A 21791-nucleotide genomic window follows, 5' to 3' on the forward strand; every position below is an offset into this window, starting at 1 on the left:
TGGCAATGTGGGCTTGCGGAACCGGCGATATCGATGTCAGTCGCCGTTTTCCGCGCCCAGTCCGGCCATGGTGACCGAGGCAAATGACAACTCGCGCGCGTCGGCTGTCTGCGCCGGGATCGCGGCGGGCACGAAGGCGGCGACGGAGCGCGCGAGCAGGTCGGGGAGGTGCTCGCAATCGGCGAGCACGGCCGGATCCTGGCCCAGGCGCAGCCAGGCCGCGCGAAGGCCCGCCAGCGGACGCTCGCGATCCACCGGCTGGGAAGCGTCTGATTTGGACAGCTTGCGCCCGTCCGGCCCGAGCACCAGCGGCAGGTGCGCGTACCGCGGCGTCGGCAGGCCGAGCGCCTTTTGCAGCAGGATCTGGCGCGGGGTCGAGTCGAGCAGGTCGGCGCCGCGAACAATGTCGGTGATGCCCTTGGTCGGCGTCGTCGACCACCACTGCCAACTGGTAGGCCCAGTAGCCGTCGGCGCGACGCAGCACGAAGTCGCCGACGCTGCGCGCCACATCCTGGCGGTAGTGGCCGACGACGAGGTCGTCGAATGCCACGATGCTGCCGTCGGGGACGCGCAGGCGAACCGCCGGATCGGGCCGCGGCGGCCGCGCCACGCAGGCGCGGTGGATGCCGGCGGCGACGGTCAGGTCGGTGCGGCTGCAATGGCAGTGGAAGGCGCGATCGCGCTCGAGCAGGCGGCTGAGCGCGGCCTGGTAGAGCGCGCCGCGCCGGCTTTGCCAGACCACGTCCTCGTCGGCGTGAAGGCCGAAGGCGGACAGCGTTTCGAGTTGTCGCCGGGCGGCCCCGGCCACCTCACGTGGCGGGTCCAGGTCCTCGACCCGGACCAGCCAGCGCCCACCCGCCTGGCGTGCCAGCAGCCAGCTGCCGAAGGCCGCCAGCAGCGAGCCGAAATGCAGGTCGCCGGTGGGCGAGGGTGCAAAGCGGCCGCGGTAGGGGGCAGGCGTCGGGGACACTGCGGGCTCGTCTGGCAAAGCGGGCGTACGTGGTTTCACTTGAATTCAACGCCAGCGTGCCACATTTTCCGTTGGTAACGCGCATGGTGCGCGAAAGGTTCCTGTCATGTTCAAACGCATCGCCCTGTTCCTCGCCACCAACCTGGCGGTCCTGGCCCTGCTCAGCATCGTCATGGCGGTGTTGCAGAACTACTTCGGCGTCACCCTCGGCAACACCGGCGGCCTGCTGGTGATGGCCACCGTGTTCGGCTTCGGCGGATCGTTTATCTCGCTGATGACGTCCAAGTGGATGGCCAAGCGCTCCACCGGCGCCCATGTGATCGACCAGCCGCGCAACGAGTCCGAGCAGTGGCTGGTCAACACGGTTCGCCGCCAGGCCGAAGCCGCCGGCATCAAGATGCCGGAAGTGGCCATCTACGACGGCCCGGAAATCAACGCCTTCGCCACCGGTCCGAGCCGCAACAACTCGCTGGTCGCGGTTTCCACCGGTCTGCTTCGCGCGATGAACCGCGACGAGGCGGAGGCCGTGCTGGGACATGAAGTCAGTCACGTCGCCAACGGCGACATGGTGACCATGGCGCTGATCCAGGGCGTGCTCAACACGTTCGTGATCGTGCTGTCGCGCGTGGTCGGCCGCGTCATCGACAGCTTCATCAGCGGCAACCGCGAGGGCGGTGTGGGCATCGGCTACTTCGTGATCGTGTTCATCCTCGACATGATCTTCGGCCTGTTCGCCAGCATGATCGCGATGTGGTTCTCGCGTCACCGCGAGTTCCGCGCCGACGCCGGCGGCGCCCGCCTGGCCGGCCGCGACAAGATGATCGCCGCGCTGCAGCGCCTGTCCCAGACCTACGGCGAAAGCACGCTGCCCAAGACGGTCCAGGCGTTCGGCATCAGCGGTGCCGTCGGCCATGGCCTGCGCCGGTTGCTGATGAGCCACCCGCCGCTGGAAGAGCGCATCCAGACGCTGCGCAACGCCCCGCTCGAGCAGGTGCGCGGGACCGTGGTGAGCTGATCCAGGCTCACTGAGCTGCAACAAAAAAGCCCGCCGTATGGCGGGCTTTTTCTTGTCCGTGGAACGGGCTGCTAGAACTCGTAATCCATCACCGGCCCCGGCGGCGCCAGGAAGTTGCCCTCGGCGTAGTCGATGCCCGCGCCGAACAGGATGCTCATGCTGCCCGCGTCCTGGACGAACTCGGCGATGGTGATCTTGCCCAGCTCGCGCGCCTTGTCGGCGATCTCGCGTACGCGCTGCTGGTGGTCGGGATTGCCGGTCAGGTCTTCCATGTAGCTGCGGTCGATCTTCAGCAGCGCCGCGTCGAAGTGGGTCAACAGCTGGAACGAGTTGAGGCCCACGCCGAACTGCTCCAGGCCGACCCGCACGCCATGTTGGGCGACCGTGGCCTGGAACTCCTGTGCCGCGCGCAAGTGCGTGAACACCTTCGACTCCGGCAGCTGCAGCACCAGCAACTTGCCATCGGCGCCGTGACGGGCCAGCTGTTCCTGGATGAACTGCTGCAAGGTGTTGTCCTGCAGCGACGCCTGGGTGATCTTGACCAGCATCGTGGTCTGCTTGCCGGCGCGCATCCGCTCGCCGATCACCGCGATCGCCTTGCCGACGACCCAGCGGTCGATCTCCCACAGCAGCCCGTGTTCCTCGGCGATCTGCAGGAAGGTCAGCGGCGGAACCAGCTCGCCGTGCTCGCCGCGCAGGCGCAAGTACGCCTCGTACATCTCGATCGGCTCGCCATGCAGGCCGATCAGCGGCTGGTAGTCCATGACGAAACGGTCGGCGTCGAGTGCATCGCGGATGCGCGTGACCCACGCCTCCACGCGCTCTTCCTCGGCGCGGTCGGCTGCGCCCGGGTCGAACAGGTCGGTGCGGTTGCCGCCGACGCCGCTGGCCGACTGCACGCACTGGCTGGCCTTGCCGAGCACGGCGGTGACGCTGGCGATCTTCTCGCCGATGAGCACGCCACCGATGCTGACGGTGGTGCTAAGCGAACGGTCGGCCGTCTCCAGCACGTGGTCGGCGAACGCGGTGCGCAGGCTTTCAGCCAGGCCCATGCTGCGCTTGTGGTCGCTGTTGTTGGTGAGCACGGCGAACTGGTGCTCGCCGAAGCGTGCGGCGATGTCGTCCGGTCCCAGGGCCGCGCGCAGGCGCTCGGCCATTGCCGCGATCAGCGAGTCGGCCGCGTCAAGGCCGATGTCCTGGAGCAGGCGGTTGAAGTGGTCCGGCTCGATCAGCAGCAGGCCGTGGTGCGTGGCGTTCTGCGCGGCGTCGGCGACGGCGTCCTCGAGCGAACGCAGGAACGTGGCGCGATTGAGCAGGCCGGTGACCTGGTCGCGCTGGCGCAGTGCCTCGACCTCGCGGGCAAGCTCGGGGTCGATTTCCTGCCGGCGCAGGATCACCTGCAGGCAGGCTTCGCCCTCGTAGCTGGCCTCGGTGAACTCCATCACCGCCGGGAAATTGCTGCCGTCGAGGGCACGCGCCTCGGTCTCGTGCCGGGGCGGGGCATCGCCCTTGCCGATCTGCTTGAGCAGCTGCTTGAACCCGTCGACCCGCGACGGCGCGATCAGGTCCAGCAGCGACATGCCTTCGATGTCCTCGAAGGTCTCGAAGCCGAAGATTTCCAGGTACGCCGGGTTGGCGCGGATGTGCATGCCTTCGTGGATGTAGGCGATCGGCTCGCGCGAGGAGTCGATCAGCGCATCGCAGCGGCGTTCGGTCTCGCGGACCTGGGCCTCCAGCCGGCGCAACGCACGGCGCGCCTCCAGGTCGGCCCATTCGCGACGGACCCGGCTCTGGACGTGGTCGGCGTGGCCGCGCAGGATCACGCCGCGGGCGCCGAGGGTGAACATCTCGAGCAGGCGCGTGTCGTCGATGCTGTCGATCAGCATCAACACGGGCAGGTCCTTGCCGCTGGCGTCGACTGCCTGCATCACCTTGGTGATGGGCACGGCGCGCGCTTCGCGGGCGGCCAGCACGATGTCCGGCAGCGGGTGCTGGGCGATCATGCCGGCCAGTTCGGCCTCGTTTTCCGGTCGTGACGGGCGCACCGCGATTCCGCTGTTGCGCAGCCCGCTGACGATGGCCTCGGCTGCCTCGACACTGTCGTCGACGATCAGCAGGCGCAGCGCCGTATCTTTGCCAAATTGCATTGCGTCACCTCCCCAAGCCGGTTTTATGACACGAACCGGGAGATGAGTCCACGCGGTCGAGGCGGAATCGGGATTGGCAACGGGGTTTTGCTGGCGGGGTCATCGGTCGGGGCAAGTCCGGGGCATAACGGAGCACGCAGCAACGTCCGAGGACTCGATCCGTTGACGTCACTGGCGCATCGGCGCCGGGCAGGACCGGAAGCTTGCGGCCGGTGCGCGACCGGCACGTTACAGGGGACGCTTGCCCGGGTCGCCGGCGACTTCGCGCACAAGGCGTGGCACCAGATAGCCCGACACGCGTGCCGCCAGCTCGCGGTGCAGGCGCAGCGCGGTCTCGTCGCTGACCTCGAAGTGGGCCGAGCCCTCGACGCGGTCGAGCTGGTGCAGGTAGTAGGGCAGGACACCGGCGGCGAGGCCGCGTTCGCTCAGCTCGGCCCAGGGCAGCGACGGAGTCGTTCACGCCCCCCAGCAGGACCGCCTGGTTGAGCAGGGTCGCACCGACGCCGCGCAGTCGCGCCAGGGCTTCGTCGACCTGGGTATCGAATTCATTGGCGTGGTTGGCATGCAGCACCACCGTGACCGGCCAGGGCAGGGCGCGCAGCCAGGCCAGCAGCGGTTCGTCGACCCGTTCGGGCAGCACCACCGGCAGGCGGGTATGCACGCGCAGCCGCTTGAGGTGGGGGATGCCGGCGAGGGCGTCGGTCAACTCGGCCAGCTTCGGCGTGGCCAGCGACCAGAGGGATCGCCGCCGGAGAGGATGACCTCGTCGATGCCGCTGTCGGCCGCGATCAGCGCGACCGCCTCGCGCCAGCCGGCCGCCGCCGCGGTTTCCTCGGCATAGGGGAAATGGCGGCGGAAGCAGTAGCGGCAGTGGATCGCGCAGCTGCCGGTGGTGACCAGCAGGGCGCGGCCGCGGTATTTGCGGATGACCCCGTGCCCGGCCTTGGCCGCGGCGTCGCCGACCGCGTCCAGGCTGAATCCCGGCATCGGCTGCATTTCCGCGTCCAGCGGCAGGACCTGGCGAAGCAGCGGATCGTTCGGATCGCCGTGGCGCATGCGGGCGATGAACCCGCGCGGGACCCGCAGCGGAAACTGGGCGGCGGCCTCGTCGGAGATGCCCAGCCCGGCGTCCTCCAGGCCCAGCATCGCCAGCAGCTCGCGCGGATCACGCACGGCCTCGCGCCAAAGCTGTTGCCAGCGTTGTGCGACGGGCGTGTGCGGAAGGGCGGCAGGCTGCAATGGGATGGGGGCTGCGGGTATCATGTCGGACCGGTTTTCCTTGCGCCGTGGCCTCCGGCCGGGCGCAACAACCCGCCATTCTAGCCTCCGCCGCGATTGCGACGGGCCGGCGCCAAGACACTTATTCATCTAGCAGGAGTTGCACCCATGGCCACCTTGGGCATGAACGACGTCAAGAACGGCCAGAAGATCCTGGTCAACAACGACCCGTGCATCATCACCGACACCGAGTACGTCAAGCCGGGCAAGGGCCAGGCCTTCACCCGCGTGAAGTACCGCAGCATCAAGTCGGGCCGCGTGGTCGAAATGACCATGAAGGCGACCGACAACGTCGAGCAGGCCGACGTCGTCGACACCGACATGCAGTACCTGTACTCCGACGGCGAGTACTGGCACTTCATGAACCAGGAGTCGTTCGAGCAGGTCCAAGCCGACAAGGCCGGCATGGGCGGCGCCGAGAAGTACCTCAAGGGCGAGGAAGACTGCGTCGTGACGCTGTGGAACGGCACCCCGATCGCGGTGCAGCCGCCGAACTTCGTCGAGCTGAAGATCGTCGAGACCGATCCGGGCGTGCGTGGCGACACCTCGGGCGGCGGCGGCAAGCCGGCGACGCTGGAAACCGGCGCCGTGGTCCGCGTGCCGCTGTTCGTCGGCCCAGGACGAGATCATCAAGGTCGACACCCGCTCGGGCGAGTACGTCAGCCGAGTGAAGTGACGCAATGGCCCGCCCGCGCCAGCGCGGGCGGCTTTGCCAATGCGTCATCCCGGCGAAAGCCGGGATCCAGGCGCCCGCGCAGCGGGCGTGCCGTTGACCCTCATCCCGCACTCGCGGGATGAAGGACAAAAGGACCCCCATGCATCCCGACACCCGACCCGAAGCCTGCGACCTGTTGATCGAAGCCGGATGGGTGGTCCCCGTCGAGCCGCACGGGGTGGTCCCTGGAGGACCATGCGGTCGCCGTCCGCGACGGTGCCATCGTCGCGCTGTTGCCGACCCGTGAAGCGCGCACGCGCTTCATCGCCGCCGAGACCGTGTCGCGGCCGGACGCTGCATTGATCCCGGGCCTGATCAACGCCCACACCCACAACCCGATGACGCTGCTGCGCGGCATCGCCGACGACCTGCCGCTGATGGAATGGCTGCAAGGCCACATCTGGCCGGTCGAGGGCGCGGTGATCGGGCCGGAGTTCGTTGCCGACGGCATCGCACTGGCGATCGCCGAAATGCTCCGCGGCGGCACCACCTGCGCCAACGAAAACTACTTCTTCCCCGACGTGCAGGCCGCGGTCTACAAGCGCCACGGTTTCCGCGCCCGCGTCGGATTGCCGGTGATCGACTTCCCGACCGCGTGGGCGAAGTCCTCCGACGAATATTTCGACCGCGCCGGCGAAGTACACGACCAGTGGCGCGACGACGCGCTGGTCAGCACCACCTTCGCGCCGCACGCGCCGTACACCGTGTCGGACGCGAACTTCGAACGCATCCGCATGCTGTCCGACCAGCTCGACGTGCCGGTGCACCTGCATACGCACGAGACCGCGCACGAGGTTGCCGAGTCGCACGAGAAGCACGGTCAGCGTCCGCTGGCGCGACTCGATCGCCTGGGCCTGGTCAACGATCGCCTGATCGCGGTGCACATGACCCAGCTCACCGACGCCGAGATCGAACTGTGCGCACAGCGCGGTGTCAGCGTCGCCCACTGCCCGGAATCCAACCTCAAGCTGGCCTCCGGGTTCTGTCCGGTCGGCAAGCTGCAGAAGGCCGGCGTCAACATCGCCATCGGCACCGACGGCTGCGCCAGCAACAACGACCTGGACATGTTCGGCGAGACGCGTACCGCCGCGCTGCTGGCCAAGGCGGTCGCCTCCGACGCCTCGGCGCTCGATGCGGCCAGTGCGCTGCACGCGGCGACGCTGGGCAGCGCACGCGCGCTGGGTTACGAGACAAAGGTCGGTTCGATCGAGGTCGGCAAGCAGGCCGACCTGGTCTGCATCGACCTGGACCAGATCGAAACCCAGCCGCTGCACCACGTGATCTCGCAGCTGATCTATGCGACCGGCCGCCAGCAGGTGAGCGATGTCTGGATCGCCGGGCAGGCGAAATTGCGCGGGCGCGTGCTGGTCGACATCGACGAGCGGGCGCTGGTCGCCAATGCCAAGCAGTGGCGCACGCGGATCGCGGCGATCAGACTGTCGTGAAGATCGGATAGAGACATCGCATGAATACGCCCGCTCCCAACGACAGCAACTTCAGCCAGGCCGAGCTCGACAAGTTCGGCGCGCTCGCCCAGCGCTGGTGGGACCCGCAAGGTCCGCAGAAGGCGCTGCACGCGCTCAATCCGGCCCGCCTGGGCTACGTCGCCCAGCGCACCACGTTGCAGAGCGCTCGCGTGCTCGACGTCGGCTGCGGCGCCGGCCTGCTCAGCGAGGCGATGGCGGGCGAGGGCGCGCAGGTCACCGCGCTCGACCTCGCCCCGGAACTGGTCAAGGTGGCGCGCCTGCACGGTCTGGAGACCGGCGTGAAGGTCGACTACCGGCTGCAGTCGGTGGAATCGCTGGCCGAGGAAATGCCGGGCCAGTTCGATGCGATCACCTGCATGGAGATGCTCGAGCACGTGCCTGATCCGGGTTCGATCATCAGCGCCTGCACGACGTTGCTGCGTCCGGGTGGACGCCTGTTCCTGTCCACGCTCAACCGCACGCCGGCGGCCTTCGCCCTGGCCATCGTCGGCGCCGAGTACGTCGCCCGCGTGCTGCCGCGCGGCACCCACCAGTACCGCGACTTCATCAAGCCGTCGGAGCTGGGCGCGTGGCTGCGCGCGGCCGGCATGCAGCTGGAAGATGTCAGCGGCCTGATGTACGAGCCCTGGCGCAACAGCGCACGCGTGATCGGGCGCACCGACGTCAACTACCTTGCCTGCGCGCGCAAGCCGGACGCCTGACCCATGCCGGCATCACCTGTGTTTCCCCGCGCCGTCCTGTTCGATCTCGACGGCACCCTGCTCGACAGCGCGCCGGACATGGTCGCGGCCATCGACGCCATGCGCGCCGCGCGCGGCCAGTCGCCGATGCCCCTCGACGAGCTGCGCCCGCACGTGTCGAAGGGCGCGCGGGCGATGGTCGCGGCGGCATTCCCGCAGGTCGACGATGCGCAGCGCGAAAGCTGGATCCCGGAGTTCCTCGGCCACTACGAGCGCGAACTCGGTCGCCACGGCCGACTGTTCGACGGTGTCGAGGCGATGCTGGAAGCGCTGGAAGCGGCCGGCAGCACCTGGGGCATCGTCACCAACAAACCCGAATACCTGGCTCGCCAGCTGATGCCCGTGCTGGGCTGGGAGCAGCGTTGCGCGGTGCTGATCGGTGGCGACACGCTGGCAAGGCGCAAGCCCGACCCATTGCCGCTGACCGTCGCCGCCGGGCGCATCGGCATCGAACCGTCGCAGTGCATCTATGTCGGCGACGACGAGCGCGACATCCAGGCGGCACGCGCCGCCGGCATGCCGTCGGTGGTCGCGCTTTGGGGCTATCGCCTCGACGGCGATGATCCGGCGGCATGGCAGGGCGATGTCATGATCGAAACCGCGGGCGAGCTGATCGACGCGGCGACATGGCCGGTGCCGCGATGAGCGAGCCGGTGCCCATGCCAGGCAACGGCGCTGGCGACGGCGGAAGTGGCGACGCACTCGACAGTTTCCTCGACAAGTTCCGCGCGCGCTGGCCCGAGTGGGCCGTGGTGCAGGTGTTCGTACCGCAGGAACAGCGCGAGCTTGCGCTGGCCTGGGCAACGCTGCTGCAGGAACTGACCGACGCGGCCTGGGGCGGCAGCGATCCGCGCCCTGGCGAGGCCAAACTGGCGTGGTGGGCCGAAGAACTGCGCGGCTGGACCTTGGGCGCGCGGCGCCATCCGCTCGGCATCGCCCTGCAGAAATTGCCGGCGCCGTGGCTGACGCTGGCCACCGCACTGCCGTATCTGCGCGAAAGTCGCGAGCGCCCGCGCGATCGCGACGACGCCTATTCTTCGCTGAAACCGTTCGCGCACGCCGTCGCCGTCATCGAGTCGGCGCTGTTTGACGGCGCGGAACGGGGCGCGAATGAGCAGGCCGAACCGATCATCTCCGCGGGCCTGTTGTATTCACGCCTCGCGCACGTTGGCGAGGCCGCCGCACCGCTGACGACGCTGGCCCGTGCCGGCAGCCAGCCGGTGGCCAGTGCGTGGGCGGCCGAACTGCTTCAGGGCTGGCCCCCGGCTGGAACCGCCACGCGGCCGCGCCGGGTGTGGTCGGCCCTTGCCCGCCAGCGCCTGCGCCGGGGCGACGCGGCATTGCCGCTGCCGCCGTGGAGCGCCCTCCTGGGTGCCTGGCGCGGCGCCCGCAGCTGAGGCCGGCGGCGCCCCATCCCAGCGGCGGCGTCGAAACTGACTGTTGCAGGCCACGCCGCAGGGCGGTCACGGCCGCCCGCTACAATGGCCCGGCTTGCGCTCCCCCGCGCCAACCCCCATACCCTGTGCCGTGACCACGACCTCGCAAAACCCGCGCCGTCTCCCCGATGTCGCCTTCGACGCCGCTGCCGCGGCGCGAACGCTCGACTGGGTCGGCATGTCCAACATCGCCTTGCCGCTGCGCGTGGCATCGGCCGACGGCGAGACCATCACGGTCGCCGCATCGGTCGACGTGTCCGTCGACCTCAAGGACGCCAACGCCCGCGGCATCCACATGTCGCGCATGTACCTGCAGCTGCAGAACGCCTTCGCCAGCGAGACGGTGACTCCGGCCGGCCTGCGCCGCGTACTGCAGACGCTGATCGACAACCAGGGCGGCATCTCCAGCGCCGCGCGCCTGGTCGTGCGCTACGACCAGCTGCTGTTGCGCCAGGCGCTGGCCAGCGACAACGCCGGCTGGAAGCGCTACCCGGTCGAGATCGACGCCAGCCTGCGTGAAGGCCACCTCCACCTGGCGCTGCGCTTCGCGGTCGAGTACTCCAGCACGTGCCCGGCCTCGGCGGCACTGTCGCGCCAGCTCAATGCCGAACGCTTCGCCGAGGATTTCGCCGGTGCGCGACCGTTGTCGAACGCGGTGGTCGGCGAGTGGCTGGCATCGGAGCGTGGCCTGGCCGCGACCCCGCATGCGCAGCGCAGCCGCGCCGACGTTCGCGTGGAACTGCGCCCGGCCTTCGACGAACTGCCGCTGGCGGCGCTGATCGATGCCCTGGAACAGGCCCTCGGCACCCCGGTGCAGACCGCGGTCAAGCGTGAAGACGAGCAGGCCTTTGCCCGCCTCAACGCCGAAAACCTGATGTTCTGCGAGGACGCCGCCCGCCGGGTCGCCGCCGCCTTGTCGGCCGATCCGCGCATCGAGCGCTTCGATGCCGAAGTGGCCCACTTCGAGAGCCTGCACGCGCACGACGCCGTGGCCCGCGTTAGCGGGCAGGGCGCCCAGGCCTGAACTCCGGCCGTGAAGGGGCCGTTCGCGGCCCTTGCCCGCGCGGCCCCGGGCATCCCTTTATTCGACAGTAGGCGCGCCCGCTCCGCCGGGCGGTTTCGCGACCGCCGTCTCACTTGCGATATGCTCGACGCGTAACCAGGGGGCCGGTCCGGATCATGGGGAAACCCGCGCGTCGGTGGTGGCAGGCAGCAGTTGCCGCGTTTGGAATGCTGGTGGCGACTTCGGTGTCGGCGCAGCTTTTCGACGTGGCCCGCCTCGACGGCGATCCGCTCCCGGTGCAGGTGCTGGCCGGCGAGCTTGACGGCGAGTTCGCCCAGGTCGAAGGCCAGTCGGTATTCGAGACCTCGTCGCAACCGCGCTGGTGGCGGCTGACCGCCCGCGAGGCGGTGGCGCCAGCCGATGCGCCGAATCTGGTCCTGCGCTTCCCGCACCTCAACCAGGTCGAGGTCTGGCGGCCCGGCGAAGCGATGCCGGTACGCCGCGGCCTGATCGGCGACGTCGCCGACCGCTCCTTCTCGACGCGGGCGCTCGTGGTGCCCCTGCCGCAGGGTCTGGCCACCGGCGAGCAGATCTACCTGCGCGTGCACATGCTCAGCCCGTCACCGATGCCGGTGGCAGTCGAATCGCTGGAGGAGGTGCACCGCCACGACCTGCGCCATGTCGCCCTGCGCACGCTGGTGCTGGGCACGTTGCTGGTGCTGGCGATGCTCGCTTTCGGCTTCTGGATCGGCATCGGCGAGCGCAGTTATGTCTATCTGTTCATGGCGATGCTCGCCCAGGCGCTGTACCAGGCCTCCATCGGCGGCGAACTCCGCATGCTGCCGTGGCTGGCCGACCTGATCGGCTATGACCCGCGCGTGGGACGCATGTTCGGCATGCTGACGGTGCTGGCGAGCAACAGCTTCCTGGCCTTCTACCTGGGCCTGCCGGCACGGCAGCCGCGACTCATGAAGGTCCTGCATGGCTGCAATGGCGTGCTGCTGTTGCTGATGCTGGCGACCGTCGCCAGCGCAGCCAGCGCAATCGCGCTGACCGGCAACCTGGTGCTATTGGTATCAGCGGCGATCATGTTCGTGGCCAGCGTCGTCGGCAGCTTCCAGCGCCAGCGCGAGGCCTATTTCATGCTGCTGTCGTGGTCGCCGATGGTGGTGCTGGTGATCCTGCGCATGGGCGAGCTGCTCGGCGGCTGGCGCAATCCGGAGTGGCTGGAATACGCGCTGCCAATTGGCTTTGCGCTGGGCGGACTGGTGCTGACCATCGGCCTGACCGACCACATGCACCAGCTGCGTCGCGACCGCGACCATGCCAGCCGCCTGGCCACGTACGACGTGCTGACCGGCGCGCTGACGCGCTCGGCGATCGAGGAGCGGCTCGAGGCACTGGTCGAGTCGGCGCAGCGCGGCCGCCGCCCGCTGTCGGTGGTGTTCTTCGACGTCGACCATTTCAAGAAGATCAACGACGAGCACGGTCACCGCATCGGCGACCAGACCTTGCGCATCATCTCGCTGCGCACGCGCAACCGCCTGCGCACCTACGACATGGTCGGCCGCTTCGGCGGCGACGAAATCCTGGTGGTGCTGCCCGATACGCAGCTGCGCGAGGCGCTTGGCGTGGCCGAGAACCTTCGCGTGTCGGTCAATTGCCGGCCACTGTCGATCGACGGTCGCCTGTTCCCGGCCACGCTCAGCCTCGGCGTCGCCGAACTGCATCATGGCGAGAGCGTGGAGAAGCTGCTTGAGCGAGCCGACGCGGCGCTTTACGCGAGCAAGGAGACCGGACGTGATCGCGTCACCGGTTACACCGCCTCGCGGTTGCGCGCGACCGCTGCGACGGTCTGAAGCCGCAGCGTTACTTCGCTGCGGCGGTCGAGCTGTTGCCGTGCTCGAGCACCAGCAGCGGATCCATGCGCACGTCGAACCAGTTCATGCCCCAGTGAAGATGCGGCCCGGTGGCGCGACCGGTGGCACCGACCTTGCCGATCACCTGACCCTGCTTGACGCGATCGCCGACCTTCACGTCGATGCGCGACAGATGCAGGAAGTTCGAACTGACGCCGTGACCGTGGTCGATCAGCAACGTGCCGCCGGTGAGGTACAGGTCCGGCGCGGCGAACGTCACCACGCCCGCGGCCGGTGCCTTGATCGGCGTGCCCGTCGGCGCGGCGATGTCCATGCCCGAGTGCGGTGACTTGGGCGTGCCGTTGTAGACGCGCTGGTTGCCGAAGCGACCGCTGATGCGGCCCTGCAACGGCCAGATGAAGGTCTGCGCGTAATCGTCGCGATCGTCGTCGCGCACGCGCGCGGCGGTGACCTGCGCCTGTTCGCGCTCGATGCGCGCGGCGATCTCCGGCGGCGGATCGACCGTCTTGGGCGGCACGCCGTTGATGTTCTCCACCGGCCAGTCGCGTGCGGAAACGGCGATGGTGTTGACCACCGTGTCGCCATTGCCGTCGGTGATCTTCACCGACAGCGGGCCTTTGGCGTCGCGGCCGACCCCGAACGCGAAGGTGCCATCGGCGGAAACCCGCAGCCGCCGGCCGTCGTACTCGACGATGGCGTCGGGCGCGGCCAGGCCGATCACCAGCGAACCCTGCGGCACGCTGGTGGGAAGGAACGAGGCATGGAACCGCTGGCTCTGCGCCTGTTGTGCCGTTGCCATACCCGACAGCACAAGGAGCGCCATCACCGCCGCGAGGCGCAATCTCATCGATCGAAGGCCAGGCGCTGGCCCTGCGGTGTGCCGACCAGGCGTCGGCCATCCCAGACCAGCTCGCCGTTGACCCAGGTCGAGGCGATGCGCGAACGGAACGTGGTGCCCTCGAACGGCGACCAGCCGCACTTGGACAGCACGTCCTCGCGCTGCACGGTGAACGGCGTGTCGTCGATCAGCACCAGGTCGGCGGCGTAGCCTTCGCGCAGGAAGCCGCGGCCCTGGACGTCGAACAGCTGCGCCGGCGCGTGGGCAAACTTCTGCACGACCTGGGCGGTGCTCAGGCGGCCTTCGTGGACCAGCTCCAGCGCGGCATTGAGCGCGTACTGGACCAGCGGCAGGCCGCTCGGCGCGGAGGCGTAGGGACGCGCCTTCTCCTCCAGCGTGTGCGGCGCGTGGTCGGTGGCGAGCACGTCGATGACGTCGTCGGCCAGCGCCTGGATCAGCGCCTCGCGGTCGCTGGCATCCTTGATCGCCGGATTGCACTTGATCAGGTTGCCAAGACGCTCGTAGTCGGCGCGGTCGAAGCGGGTGAAATGGATGCAGGTCTCGGCGGTGATCCGCTTGCGGGTGCCGTCGCCGCGCAGCAGCGGGCCGCGCTCGAAAAGCGCCAGTTCGTCGGCGGTGCTGATGTGCAGCACGTGCAGGCGCGAGTCGTGCTTTTTCGCCAGCGACAGCGCCAGCCGGGTCGACTTGATGCACGCTTCGCGCGAGCGGATGTCGGGGTGGCAGGCGGCCGGGATGTCGTCGCCGTACTTGGCCTTGTAGCGGGCCATTTCGGCGTCGATCATCGGCGTGTCTTCGCAGTGCGTGATGATCGGCGTCGGCGCGTCGCGGAAAATGCCGTCGAGGATGTCCGGGTTGTCGACCAGCATGTTGCCGGTGGATGCACCCATGAACACCTTGATGCCCGGCGCGGTGCGCGGGTCGAGCGACTGGATCGCGGCAAGGTTGTCGTTGCTCGCGCCCATGTAGAAGCCGAAGTTGCCCCAGGCGCGGCCGGTGGCACGCTGGTACTTGTTCTCCAGCGCCGCCGCATCGAGCGTGGGCGGGTTGGTGTTGGGCATGTCCATGAAGGTGGTCAGGCCACCGGCCACGGCCGCGGCCGACTCGGTCGCGATGTCGGCCTTGTACTCCATGCCCGGTTCGCGGAAGTGCACCTGGTCATCGATCATGCCAGGCAGCAGGCGGCGGCCGCCGGCGTCGACCACCGTTTCGCCGTCGCGGGCGGACAGGCCGCTACCGATCTGGGCGATGCGGCCTGCTTCGATGCGCAGGTCGCCGTCGAACTCGCGACCTTCGTTGACCAGGCGGGCGTTGACGATCAGTGTCGACATGTGTGCTTTCCATGAAGGGGCTCTGGCACCGGATCGTGCCCGCCGGGGTGCAGGGGATGGCAGCGCAGGATCCGCCGGACGGCCAGCCAGCTGCCCTTGAGGGCGCCAAAACGGGCGACCGCCTGCATGGCGTATTCCGAGCAGGTGGGATGAAAACGACAGCGCGGCCCAAGCAGTGGACTGATCCAGCGCTTGTAGCCGCGGAGCATGGCAATGAGGAGGCGGTCGATCACGATTCCTTAATGCGGTCAAGCACTTGAATGTGCGGTTGCCGCAGGTGCCGGGGCAGGGTATAACAGCGCGCTTTCCCGTCACAAGGCTTCAGGTTCGGACGATCCAGACCGGCTCGCTTGAACCGTGTGGAACCGGCACGATGTATGGCTCCGCACCGGCATTCCGGCACTTGTACGCCGTGATGCAAAGTCGGGCATGCTGTGGCCTATGCACGCTGGCCTTAATTCAGCCTTCGAACCCCGGTTCGGAGGTCCTCAGGGGAACAGAAGGACAAGTCGCTCGTGGCAGTGAAAAAAACCGCGAAGAAGGCCGCCAAGGCCGTCAAGAAGACCGTAAAGCCGGCCGCGAAGAAGGCCGTGTCCAGTAAACCCGCAGCGAAGAAGGCGGTCGCCAAGAAGCCGGCCGCCAAGAAGGTCGCCAGCAAGAAGCCGGTCGCCAAGAAGGCGGCTCCGGCCAAGCCGGTCGCTAAAAAGCCGGTGGTCGCCAAGAAGGCCGCGGTCGCCAAGAAGGCGCCGGTCAAGAAGGCGGCCGTCGCCAAGAAACCCGTCGCCAAGAAGGCGGTACCGGCCAAGAAGCCGGTCGCCAAAAAGGCGGCGCCCGTGAAGCCGGCCGCCAAGCCGGTAGCCGTCAAGCCGGCAGTAGCAAAGCAAGCTCCCGCGAAGCAGGCCGTTCCGGCCAAGCCCGCGCCGAGCAAGGCCCTCCCCCGTAACGAGGTCAAGCCCGCCGCCAAGCCGGAGAGCAAGCCCGTCGTCGTCAAGAAACCCGCACCGCGTCCGGCCACCAAGTCAGCATCGGTGGAACCGGCCGTAAGCAAGCCTCAAGTTGCCAAGAATCCAGTGACGCAATCCGCATCCAACAAGGCGCCTGCGAAAGCGGCGGCCGCCAGTATCCCAGCGACCAAAACCGCTCCACGTCCGACCGGCAAGGTTGCCGTCGCCGTCGTCGCCAAGCCGCAGGCCCCTGCGCCGAGAGGCAAGGTCAAGGTCGTGCCGTACACCACCGATGAATCCAGCGGACGCCCCATCGTCCCGGCGGGCTATCGCCCGGCGACCGACGAGGAGTACATGAATCCGCTCCAGCTCGAGTATTTCCGTCAGCGCCTGCTGCGTTGGCGCACGGATCTGGTCGAGGAATCCAAGCAGACCATCGAGAACCTCAAGGACGAAGTCCGCGATGTCGGCGATGAAGCCGAGCGCGCGACGCGCGAGACCGAGAACTCGCTGGAGCTGCGCACCCGCGATCGTTACCGAAAGCTGATCAGCAAAATCGACAGCACGCTCAAGCGTGTCGATTCGGGCGACTACGGTTACTGCGTCGACACCGGCGAGGAAATCGGCCTGGAGCGTCTCGAGGCGCGCCTCACCGCCGAGCGCACGATCGATGCGCAGGAGCGCTGGGAACACATGCAGAAGCAGATGGGCGACTGAGCCTGGCTCATCGACCTGACGAAAAAGCCCGGCTTCGGCCGGGCTTTTTTTTGCGTCGACCAGGCCGGCTCAGTGCAGGTCGCGCAGATCCAGGCGACGCAGCTTCGGCGCCAGTTTTGCCGTGGCGCCAACCACTGCCAGCGTCATGCAGCCGCCGAAGATCACCGATGGCACCAGTCCAAGCAGGCGCGCGGCCACGCCGGACTCGAACGCACCCAGCTCGTTCGACGAGCCGATGAAGATGCCGTTGATCGACGAGACCCGCCCGCGCATGTGATCGGGCGTCGCCAACTGCAGGATGGTCGAACGCACCACCACCGACACGCCGTCGCACATGCCCGACAGCATCAGCATCAGCGCCGACAGCCACAGGTGGCGCGACAGTGCGAAACCGATGATGCACAAGCCAAAGCCAGCCACCGCAACCAGCAGGATTCGACCGGCATGGCGCTGCAACGGCCGGCGCGCCAGATAGATGCCCACCAGCACCGCACCCACCGCGGGCGAGGCACGCAGCAGGCCCAGCGCCTCGGGCCCGTAGTGGAGGATCTCGTTGATGAACGCCGGCAGCAGCGCCACCGCGCCGCCAAACAGCACCGAGAACATGTCCAGCGCCTGCGCGCCGAGCACGACCTGGGTCTTGAAGACGAAGCGCAGGCCCTCGCCGATGCTCTTGAACACCGGCGCACGCTCTGCCGGCTTCGGTGGCTCGGTCACGCGCACGGCAATCACCGCGATCGCCGCGGCGAGCGCGAAACCGGCGGCGACCAGGTAGGCGGAGGTCTTGCCGCCCCAGGCCACCAGCAGGCCGCCCATGGCCGGGCCCATCACCAGGCCCGCCTGCATCACCACGCTGCTGACACCAGCGCCGCGCGCGAACTGGTCGCGCTTGAGCACGCGCGCGAACAGCGACATGTAGACCGGTGCCAGGAACGCGCGAACCACGCCGTTGACGGCGATGGCCAGGTAGATCGTGAGCGTGCCGAAACCGGAGATGCCGGCCGGCAGAACGCCGGCGGCGACGGCTGCCAGCGTCAACGTCGTGACCAGCAATCCCAGGCAGGCGGCCATGCCGAGCTTGCGCCGTGGCAGGTGGTCGACCGCGTAGCCGGCGAACAGGGCGAAGCAGAAATACGGAATCACCTCGGCCAGGCCGATCAGGCCGAGGGCAAAGGCATCACGGGTGAGTTCGTAGACGTGCCAGCCGACCGTCACTGCGACGATCTGGTAGGACAGCATCGCCAGAAGGCGATAGGTAAGCAGGCCAGTGAAGCCGCGGTTGCGCAGCAGTTCCGAGACGCCGGCGGCGGGCAGGGCGTCGGCGTCAGCAGACATCGCGCATCAACCGTGTGCCAGCAGGTCCCTCGCGGCGCTCGGGACGAGGGGCGATCACAGCCGCGACCGTGCCTGGTCGCGGATAAAGCCGAGCAGCGCGGTCAGGCCGTTGCTGCGCGTGGGCGAGAGGTGCTTGGCGAGTCCGATCTCGGCGATGTAGTCGGCATCGGTGGCGGCGATCTGCGCGGCGCTGCGACCGGAGTACACACGCAGGGCCAGGTAGATCAGGCCCGAGACGATGGCCGAGTCGCTGATGGCATGGAAGTCGAGTCGGTCGGCGTCACCCTCGGCGACGATCCACACCATCGACTGGCAACCGTGCAGGCGGTGCGCTTCTGTTTTCCACTCGCCCGGCAGGTCGGGCAGCTTGCGGCCGAGGTCGATCAGGTACTGGTAGCGCTCGGACCAGTCGCCGAAGAAGGCGAACTCGTCGCGGATCGCTTCCTGCGCCTCGCTGGGCGAGGCTTCCATCGGGAAAGGACTGGCGGGGGCGGCAATGGCGTTCATTACGGGCAATTTTACGCCTGTGCTGGCCAGGATGACGGGCTGCGTGAGTTAGGCCCGCTTCCAGCGCACGCCCTGTGCCGTGTCCTCGAGCAGGATCCCTTCACCGGCAAGCTCGTCGCGGATGGCGTCGGCGCGGGCGAAATCGCGCGCCTTCTTGGCCGCGATGCGCTCGTCGATCAACGCCTGGATGCGGCCGTCGTCCTCGTTGCCGGCACCGCGCGAGAACCACTGCGCCGGATCCTGCTGCAGCAGACCCAGGGCGAGACCGGCGCCGAGCAGCTCGCCTTTGAGGCGCGCGCGTTCGTCTGCCGATTCGGCCTTGCGCGCATCGCCGGCGATGCGGGCGATCTCGGCCAGCACCTGCGGCGTGTTGAGGTCGTCGTCGAGTGCCGATTCGATGCCGGCCGGGATCGCCAGCGGCGTTGCCACCGCGCAATCGGCCAGATCACGCAAAGTCCCGTACAGGCGGTCGAGCGTGCGCACGCTCTGGTCGATCAATGCGTCCGACCACTCCAGTGGCTGCCGGTAGTGGGCCGAGAGCAGCGCCAGGCGCAGGGCTTCAGGCGGGTACTCGCGGACCAGGTCGTGCACGCGCTGGATGTTGCCCACCGACTTGGCCATCTTGGCGCCGCCGAAGTTGAGCATGCCGTTGTGCAGCCAGTGGCGGGCAAAGACCCTGCCGCCGTGCGCACACTCGCTCTGGGCGATCTCGTTCTCGTGGTGCGGGAACTGCAGGTCGACGCCGCCGGCGTGGATGTCGATGGTCTCGCCCAGGTGGGCGGCGGCCATCGCCGAGCACTCGATGTGCCAGCCCGGGCGACCACGGCCCCAGGGCGACTCCCAGCCGGGGAGGTCGTCGGTGGACGGCTTCCACAAGACGAAGTCGCCCGGGTCGCGCTTGTAAGGAGCGACGTCGACGCGGGCGCCGGCGAGCATTTCCTCGGGGTCGCGGCGCGAAAGCTTGCCGTAGTCGGGGTAGCTGGCGACCGAGAACAGCGCGTGGCCTTCGGCCGCGTAGGCGTGGCCGACCTCGATCAGGCGCTCGATCATGGCGATGATCTGGCCGATGTGGGCGGTGGCTTCCGGCTCCAGGTCGGGGGCCTTCACGCCCAGCGCCGCCATGTCCTCGCGGTAGGCGGCGGCGAAGCGGCTGGTGATCGCCGAGATCGGCACGCCCTGTTCGCGGGCGGCATTGTTGATCTTGTCGTCGACGTCGGTGATGTTGCGGGCGTAGGCCAGCGCGCCGAACCGGCGGCGCAGCAATTCGGCCAGGACGCCGAAGACGACCGGGCCGCGGGCGTTGCCGATGTGGACGAAGTTGTAGACCGTGGGCCCGCACACGTACATGGTCGGGCGGGCGGGGTCGAGGGGCACGAACGGCTCGACCCGTCGCGTCAGGCTGTTGAAAAGGTGCAGGCTCATGGGGGGTACCGCCGGAGTTGCGGCCATTCTAGCGGCTGATCGAGTCGGCCTGCGCCGTCCCGGGCGTCCGGACTGCGACCGCAGGGCGGGTCCGCCTGGCGGCTTGGCCCGGTAGTCTAAAGGCAGGGTTCAGACCTCGCCCCCGGTCTGCGCTTACAATTTCTAAACAATTATGACTCCGCGAGTGTGATGGACCGTCCAGTTCCGCTTCCTGCTGCCGTGACCTGGTCTGTCCTGCTCGGACTGGTGCTGGCTGCCTGGCCGGGTATCGAGGCGAGGGCGCAGAACACGGTCATCCAGGCCGAGAACGTGCGCTTCGACTATGCCCAGGTGCTGCGGGTGACACCGGTCTACCAGACGCTCAAGGCCAACACGGTCGAGCAGAAGTGCGAAAGCGACTCGCGCCTGTCGCGGGTGGTCGGTGCGGTCAAGGACGCGCTGACCCGCGAAGAGAAGGAACAGCAGGACAAGTGCAAGCCGGTGACGGTCGAGCGCGAGTACCGCCGTCCGATCGCCTACGACGTCGACTACACCTACAAGGGCGCCAAGTTCCGCTCGCGCCTGGCCGAGGATCCCGGCAACCGCCTGCGCATCCGGGTGTCGGTGACGCCGGTCGTGGCGCCCGCCGGCGACCGCTGAGCGCCGATCCGGTCACGCTGCGGCCCCAAAGCTTGCACCCGCCGCGGGTGCATGCGAGCATGCGCGCCTCAATGAACGCCCACTACGCCGACGCCGACGTCCTGACCTCCGCCTACATGGCGGCGGGGATGACCTCGCGCGCTCGCCGACCGCATACCTGCCATCCAGCTGGGTAACGGTCACTAGCGCGTCTTGAAACAGACGAAGTGACACACGAAAAGCCCAGCCTACGCGCTGGGCTTTTTTGCTTTCAGGGTTTGCTTCAGGACCCGCTCCCCACCTTCCTCCCCATACGATCACCGGAACCGCACTCGATGACCGCTCTTGGCAACAGGCACTTCCTCAACACCCAGGACTGGTCGCGCGCCGACCTCGACGCGCTGCTGGCGCAGGCCGCCGCGTTCAAGCGCAGCAAGGCCGGCGAGCAGCTCAAGGGCAAGTCGATCGCCCTGGTGTTCTTCAATCCGTCGATGCGCACGCGCACGAGCTTCGAGCTGGGCGCGTTCCAGCTCGGCGGCCATGCCGTGGTGCTGCAGCCGGGCAAGGATGCATGGCCGATCGAGTTCAACCTCGGCACGGTCATGGACGGCGATACCGAGGAGCACATCGCCGAAGTGGCCAAGGTGCTGGGCCGCTACGTCGACCTGATCGGCGTGCGCGCATTCCCGAAGTTCGTCGATTGGCAGTACGACCGCGAGGACATCGTCCTCAAGAGCTTCGCCAAGTACTCGCCGGTGCCGGTGATCAACATGGAGACGATCACCCACCCGTGCCAGGAGCTGGCGCACATCCTCGCGCTGCAGGAGCACTTCGGCACCACCGACCTGCGCGGCAAGAAGTACGTGCTGACGTGGACCTACCACCCCAAGCCGCTCAACACGGCGGTGGCCAACTCGGCGCTGACCATCGCCACGCGCATGGGCATGGACGTGACCCTGCTGTGCCCGACGCCGGACTACATCCTCGACCAGCGCTACATGGACTGGGCCGCGCAGAACGTCGCCGAGAGCGGCGGTTCGCTTGCCGTCAGCCATGACATCGAAAGCGCGTACACCGGCGCCGACGTGGTCTACGCCAAGAGCTGGGGCGCGTTGCCGTTCTTCGGCAACTGGGGCCCGGAAAAGCCCATCCGCGACCAGTACAAGCACTTCATCGTCGACGAGGCGAAGATGGCCCTGACCAACAACGGCGTCTTCAGCCACTGCCTGCCGCTGCGCCGCAACGTGAAGGCCACCGATGCGGTGATGGACTCGCCGCAGTGCATCGCCATCGACGAGGCGGAGAACCGCCTGCACGTGCAGAAGGCGATCATGGCCGCGCTGATCGGCCGCTGAGAACACCATTGCCCTCACCCCATCCCTCTCCCGCA

The 21791-nt window shown here is 68.2% G+C and carries 16 protein-coding genes and 4 pseudogenes; 11 read left to right on the forward strand and 9 right to left on the reverse strand.

All coding sequences use genetic code 11. The features are described 5' to 3' along the window. Window positions 1-36 precede the first annotated feature (36 nt). Window positions 37-970 (reverse strand): annotated as a pseudogene (gene gluQRS / locus HIV01_RS02395) (tRNA glutamyl-Q(34) synthetase GluQRS). Window positions 971-1076: 106 nt separating this feature from the next. On the opposite strand from gluQRS, the gene htpX reads away from it, so the two are divergent. Beyond that, on the forward strand, window positions 1077-1985 hold the full coding sequence (htpX, locus tag HIV01_RS02400; RefSeq protein WP_200604663.1) for a protease HtpX: 909 nt from the start codon (window positions 1077-1079) through the stop codon (window positions 1983-1985). A gap of 71 nt (window positions 1986-2056) precedes the next feature. Here htpX and HIV01_RS02405 read toward each other — a convergent pair whose 3' ends face one another. Further along, window positions 2057-4132 carry an EAL domain-containing response regulator gene (locus HIV01_RS02405; RefSeq protein ID WP_207527062.1) on the reverse strand — a complete coding sequence of 692 codons (2076 nt, stop codon included), beginning with the start codon at window positions 4130-4132 and terminating at the stop codon, window positions 2057-2059. Window positions 4133-4360: 228 nt separating this feature from the next. Then, a pseudogene (gene epmB, locus HIV01_RS02410) lies at window positions 4361-5395 on the reverse strand (EF-P beta-lysylation protein EpmB). A gap of 123 nt (window positions 5396-5518) precedes the next feature. On the opposite strand from epmB, the pseudogene efp reads away from it, so the two are divergent. From efp to HIV01_RS02445, 7 genes and pseudogenes are all read left to right on the forward strand, one after another. Continuing rightward, window positions 5519-6086 (forward strand): annotated as a pseudogene (gene efp, locus HIV01_RS02415) (elongation factor P). A gap of 139 nt (window positions 6087-6225) precedes the next feature. Then, window positions 6226-7570, forward strand: a pseudogene (locus HIV01_RS02420) (TRZ/ATZ family hydrolase). Between the two features lie 20 nt (window positions 7571-7590). After that, entirely contained in the window at window positions 7591-8313 is a 723-nt protein-coding gene (gene ubiG / locus HIV01_RS02425; RefSeq protein WP_200604671.1) for a bifunctional 2-polyprenyl-6-hydroxyphenol methylase/3-demethylubiquinol 3-O-methyltransferase UbiG, read from the forward strand. A 3-nt stretch (window positions 8314-8316) separates the two neighbouring features. Further along, entirely contained in the window at window positions 8317-8997 is a 681-nt protein-coding gene (locus HIV01_RS02430; protein ID WP_200604675.1) for a phosphoglycolate phosphatase, read from the forward strand. Next, complete coding sequence (locus HIV01_RS02435) at window positions 8979-9749, forward strand: isoprenoid biosynthesis enzyme family protein (protein ID WP_207527063.1); 771 nt, start codon at window positions 8979-8981, stop codon at window positions 9747-9749. Before HIV01_RS02430 ends, HIV01_RS02435 begins: the two co-directional genes overlap by 19 nt. Window positions 9750-9879: 130 nt before the next feature. Next, window positions 9880-10812, forward strand: coding sequence for a GTP cyclohydrolase FolE2 (folE2, locus tag HIV01_RS02440; RefSeq protein ID WP_245156892.1), 933 nt, complete (start codon window positions 9880-9882; stop codon window positions 10810-10812). Window positions 10813-11018: 206 nt separating this feature from the next. Beyond that, complete coding sequence (locus HIV01_RS02445) at window positions 11019-12650, forward strand: diguanylate cyclase (protein WP_207527064.1); 1632 nt, start codon at window positions 11019-11021, stop codon at window positions 12648-12650. 10 nt (window positions 12651-12660) lie between these two features. Here HIV01_RS02445 and HIV01_RS02450 read toward each other — a convergent pair whose 3' ends face one another. From HIV01_RS02450 to yidD, 3 genes are read right to left on the reverse strand one after another with little or no spacing between them, the layout of a single operon-like run. Continuing rightward, window positions 12661-13470, reverse strand: a complete 810-nt coding sequence (locus HIV01_RS02450; RefSeq protein ID WP_486624454.1) for a M23 family metallopeptidase — start codon at window positions 13468-13470, stop codon at window positions 12661-12663. A gap of 44 nt (window positions 13471-13514) precedes the next feature. Continuing rightward, complete coding sequence (locus tag HIV01_RS02455) at window positions 13515-14858, reverse strand: dihydroorotase (RefSeq protein ID WP_200604682.1); 1344 nt, start codon at window positions 14856-14858, stop codon at window positions 13515-13517. Continuing rightward, a complete protein-coding gene (gene yidD, locus HIV01_RS02460) occupies window positions 14846-15067 on the reverse strand; it encodes a membrane protein insertion efficiency factor YidD (RefSeq protein WP_207527161.1) in 222 nt (73 codons plus the stop codon). Before yidD ends, HIV01_RS02455 begins: the two co-directional genes overlap by 13 nt. A gap of 306 nt (window positions 15068-15373) precedes the next feature. Between yidD and dksA the strand changes: the two genes are divergently transcribed. Further along, complete coding sequence (dksA, locus tag HIV01_RS02465) at window positions 15374-16519, forward strand: RNA polymerase-binding protein DksA (protein WP_200604693.1); 1146 nt, start codon at window positions 15374-15376, stop codon at window positions 16517-16519. A gap of 69 nt (window positions 16520-16588) precedes the next feature. On the opposite strand, the gene HIV01_RS02470 is transcribed toward dksA, so the two are convergent. The 3 genes from HIV01_RS02470 to cysS are packed head-to-tail and all read right to left on the reverse strand — an operon-like array spanning window position 16589 to window position 19783. Continuing rightward, window positions 16589-17854, reverse strand: a complete 1266-nt coding sequence (locus HIV01_RS02470; RefSeq protein ID WP_200604695.1) for an MFS transporter — start codon at window positions 17852-17854, stop codon at window positions 16589-16591. Window positions 17855-17908: 54 nt separating this feature from the next. Next, window positions 17909-18361 carry a SufE family protein gene (locus tag HIV01_RS02475; RefSeq protein ID WP_200604696.1) on the reverse strand — a complete coding sequence of 151 codons (453 nt, stop codon included), beginning with the start codon at window positions 18359-18361 and terminating at the stop codon, window positions 17909-17911. A 48-nt stretch (window positions 18362-18409) separates the two neighbouring features. Continuing rightward, window positions 18410-19783 carry a cysteine--tRNA ligase gene (cysS, locus tag HIV01_RS02480; protein ID WP_200604697.1) on the reverse strand — a complete coding sequence of 458 codons (1374 nt, stop codon included), beginning with the start codon at window positions 19781-19783 and terminating at the stop codon, window positions 18410-18412. A 189-nt stretch (window positions 19784-19972) separates the two neighbouring features. Between cysS and HIV01_RS02485 the strand changes: the two genes are divergently transcribed. After that, window positions 19973-20422 (forward strand): hypothetical protein, encoded by a 450-nt coding sequence (locus tag HIV01_RS02485; protein WP_425600254.1) that lies wholly within the window; start codon window positions 19973-19975, stop codon window positions 20420-20422. Window positions 20423-20736: 314 nt separating this feature from the next. Then, window positions 20737-21756 (forward strand): N-acetylornithine carbamoyltransferase, encoded by a 1020-nt coding sequence (locus HIV01_RS02490; protein ID WP_200604699.1) that lies wholly within the window; start codon window positions 20737-20739, stop codon window positions 21754-21756. The last annotated feature ends 35 nt before the right edge of the window (window positions 21757-21791 follow it).

It is taken from the genome of Lysobacter arenosi (assembly GCF_016613475.2).
GTDB classification, from domain to species: domain Bacteria; phylum Pseudomonadota; class Gammaproteobacteria; order Xanthomonadales; family Xanthomonadaceae; genus Lysobacter_J; species Lysobacter_J arenosi.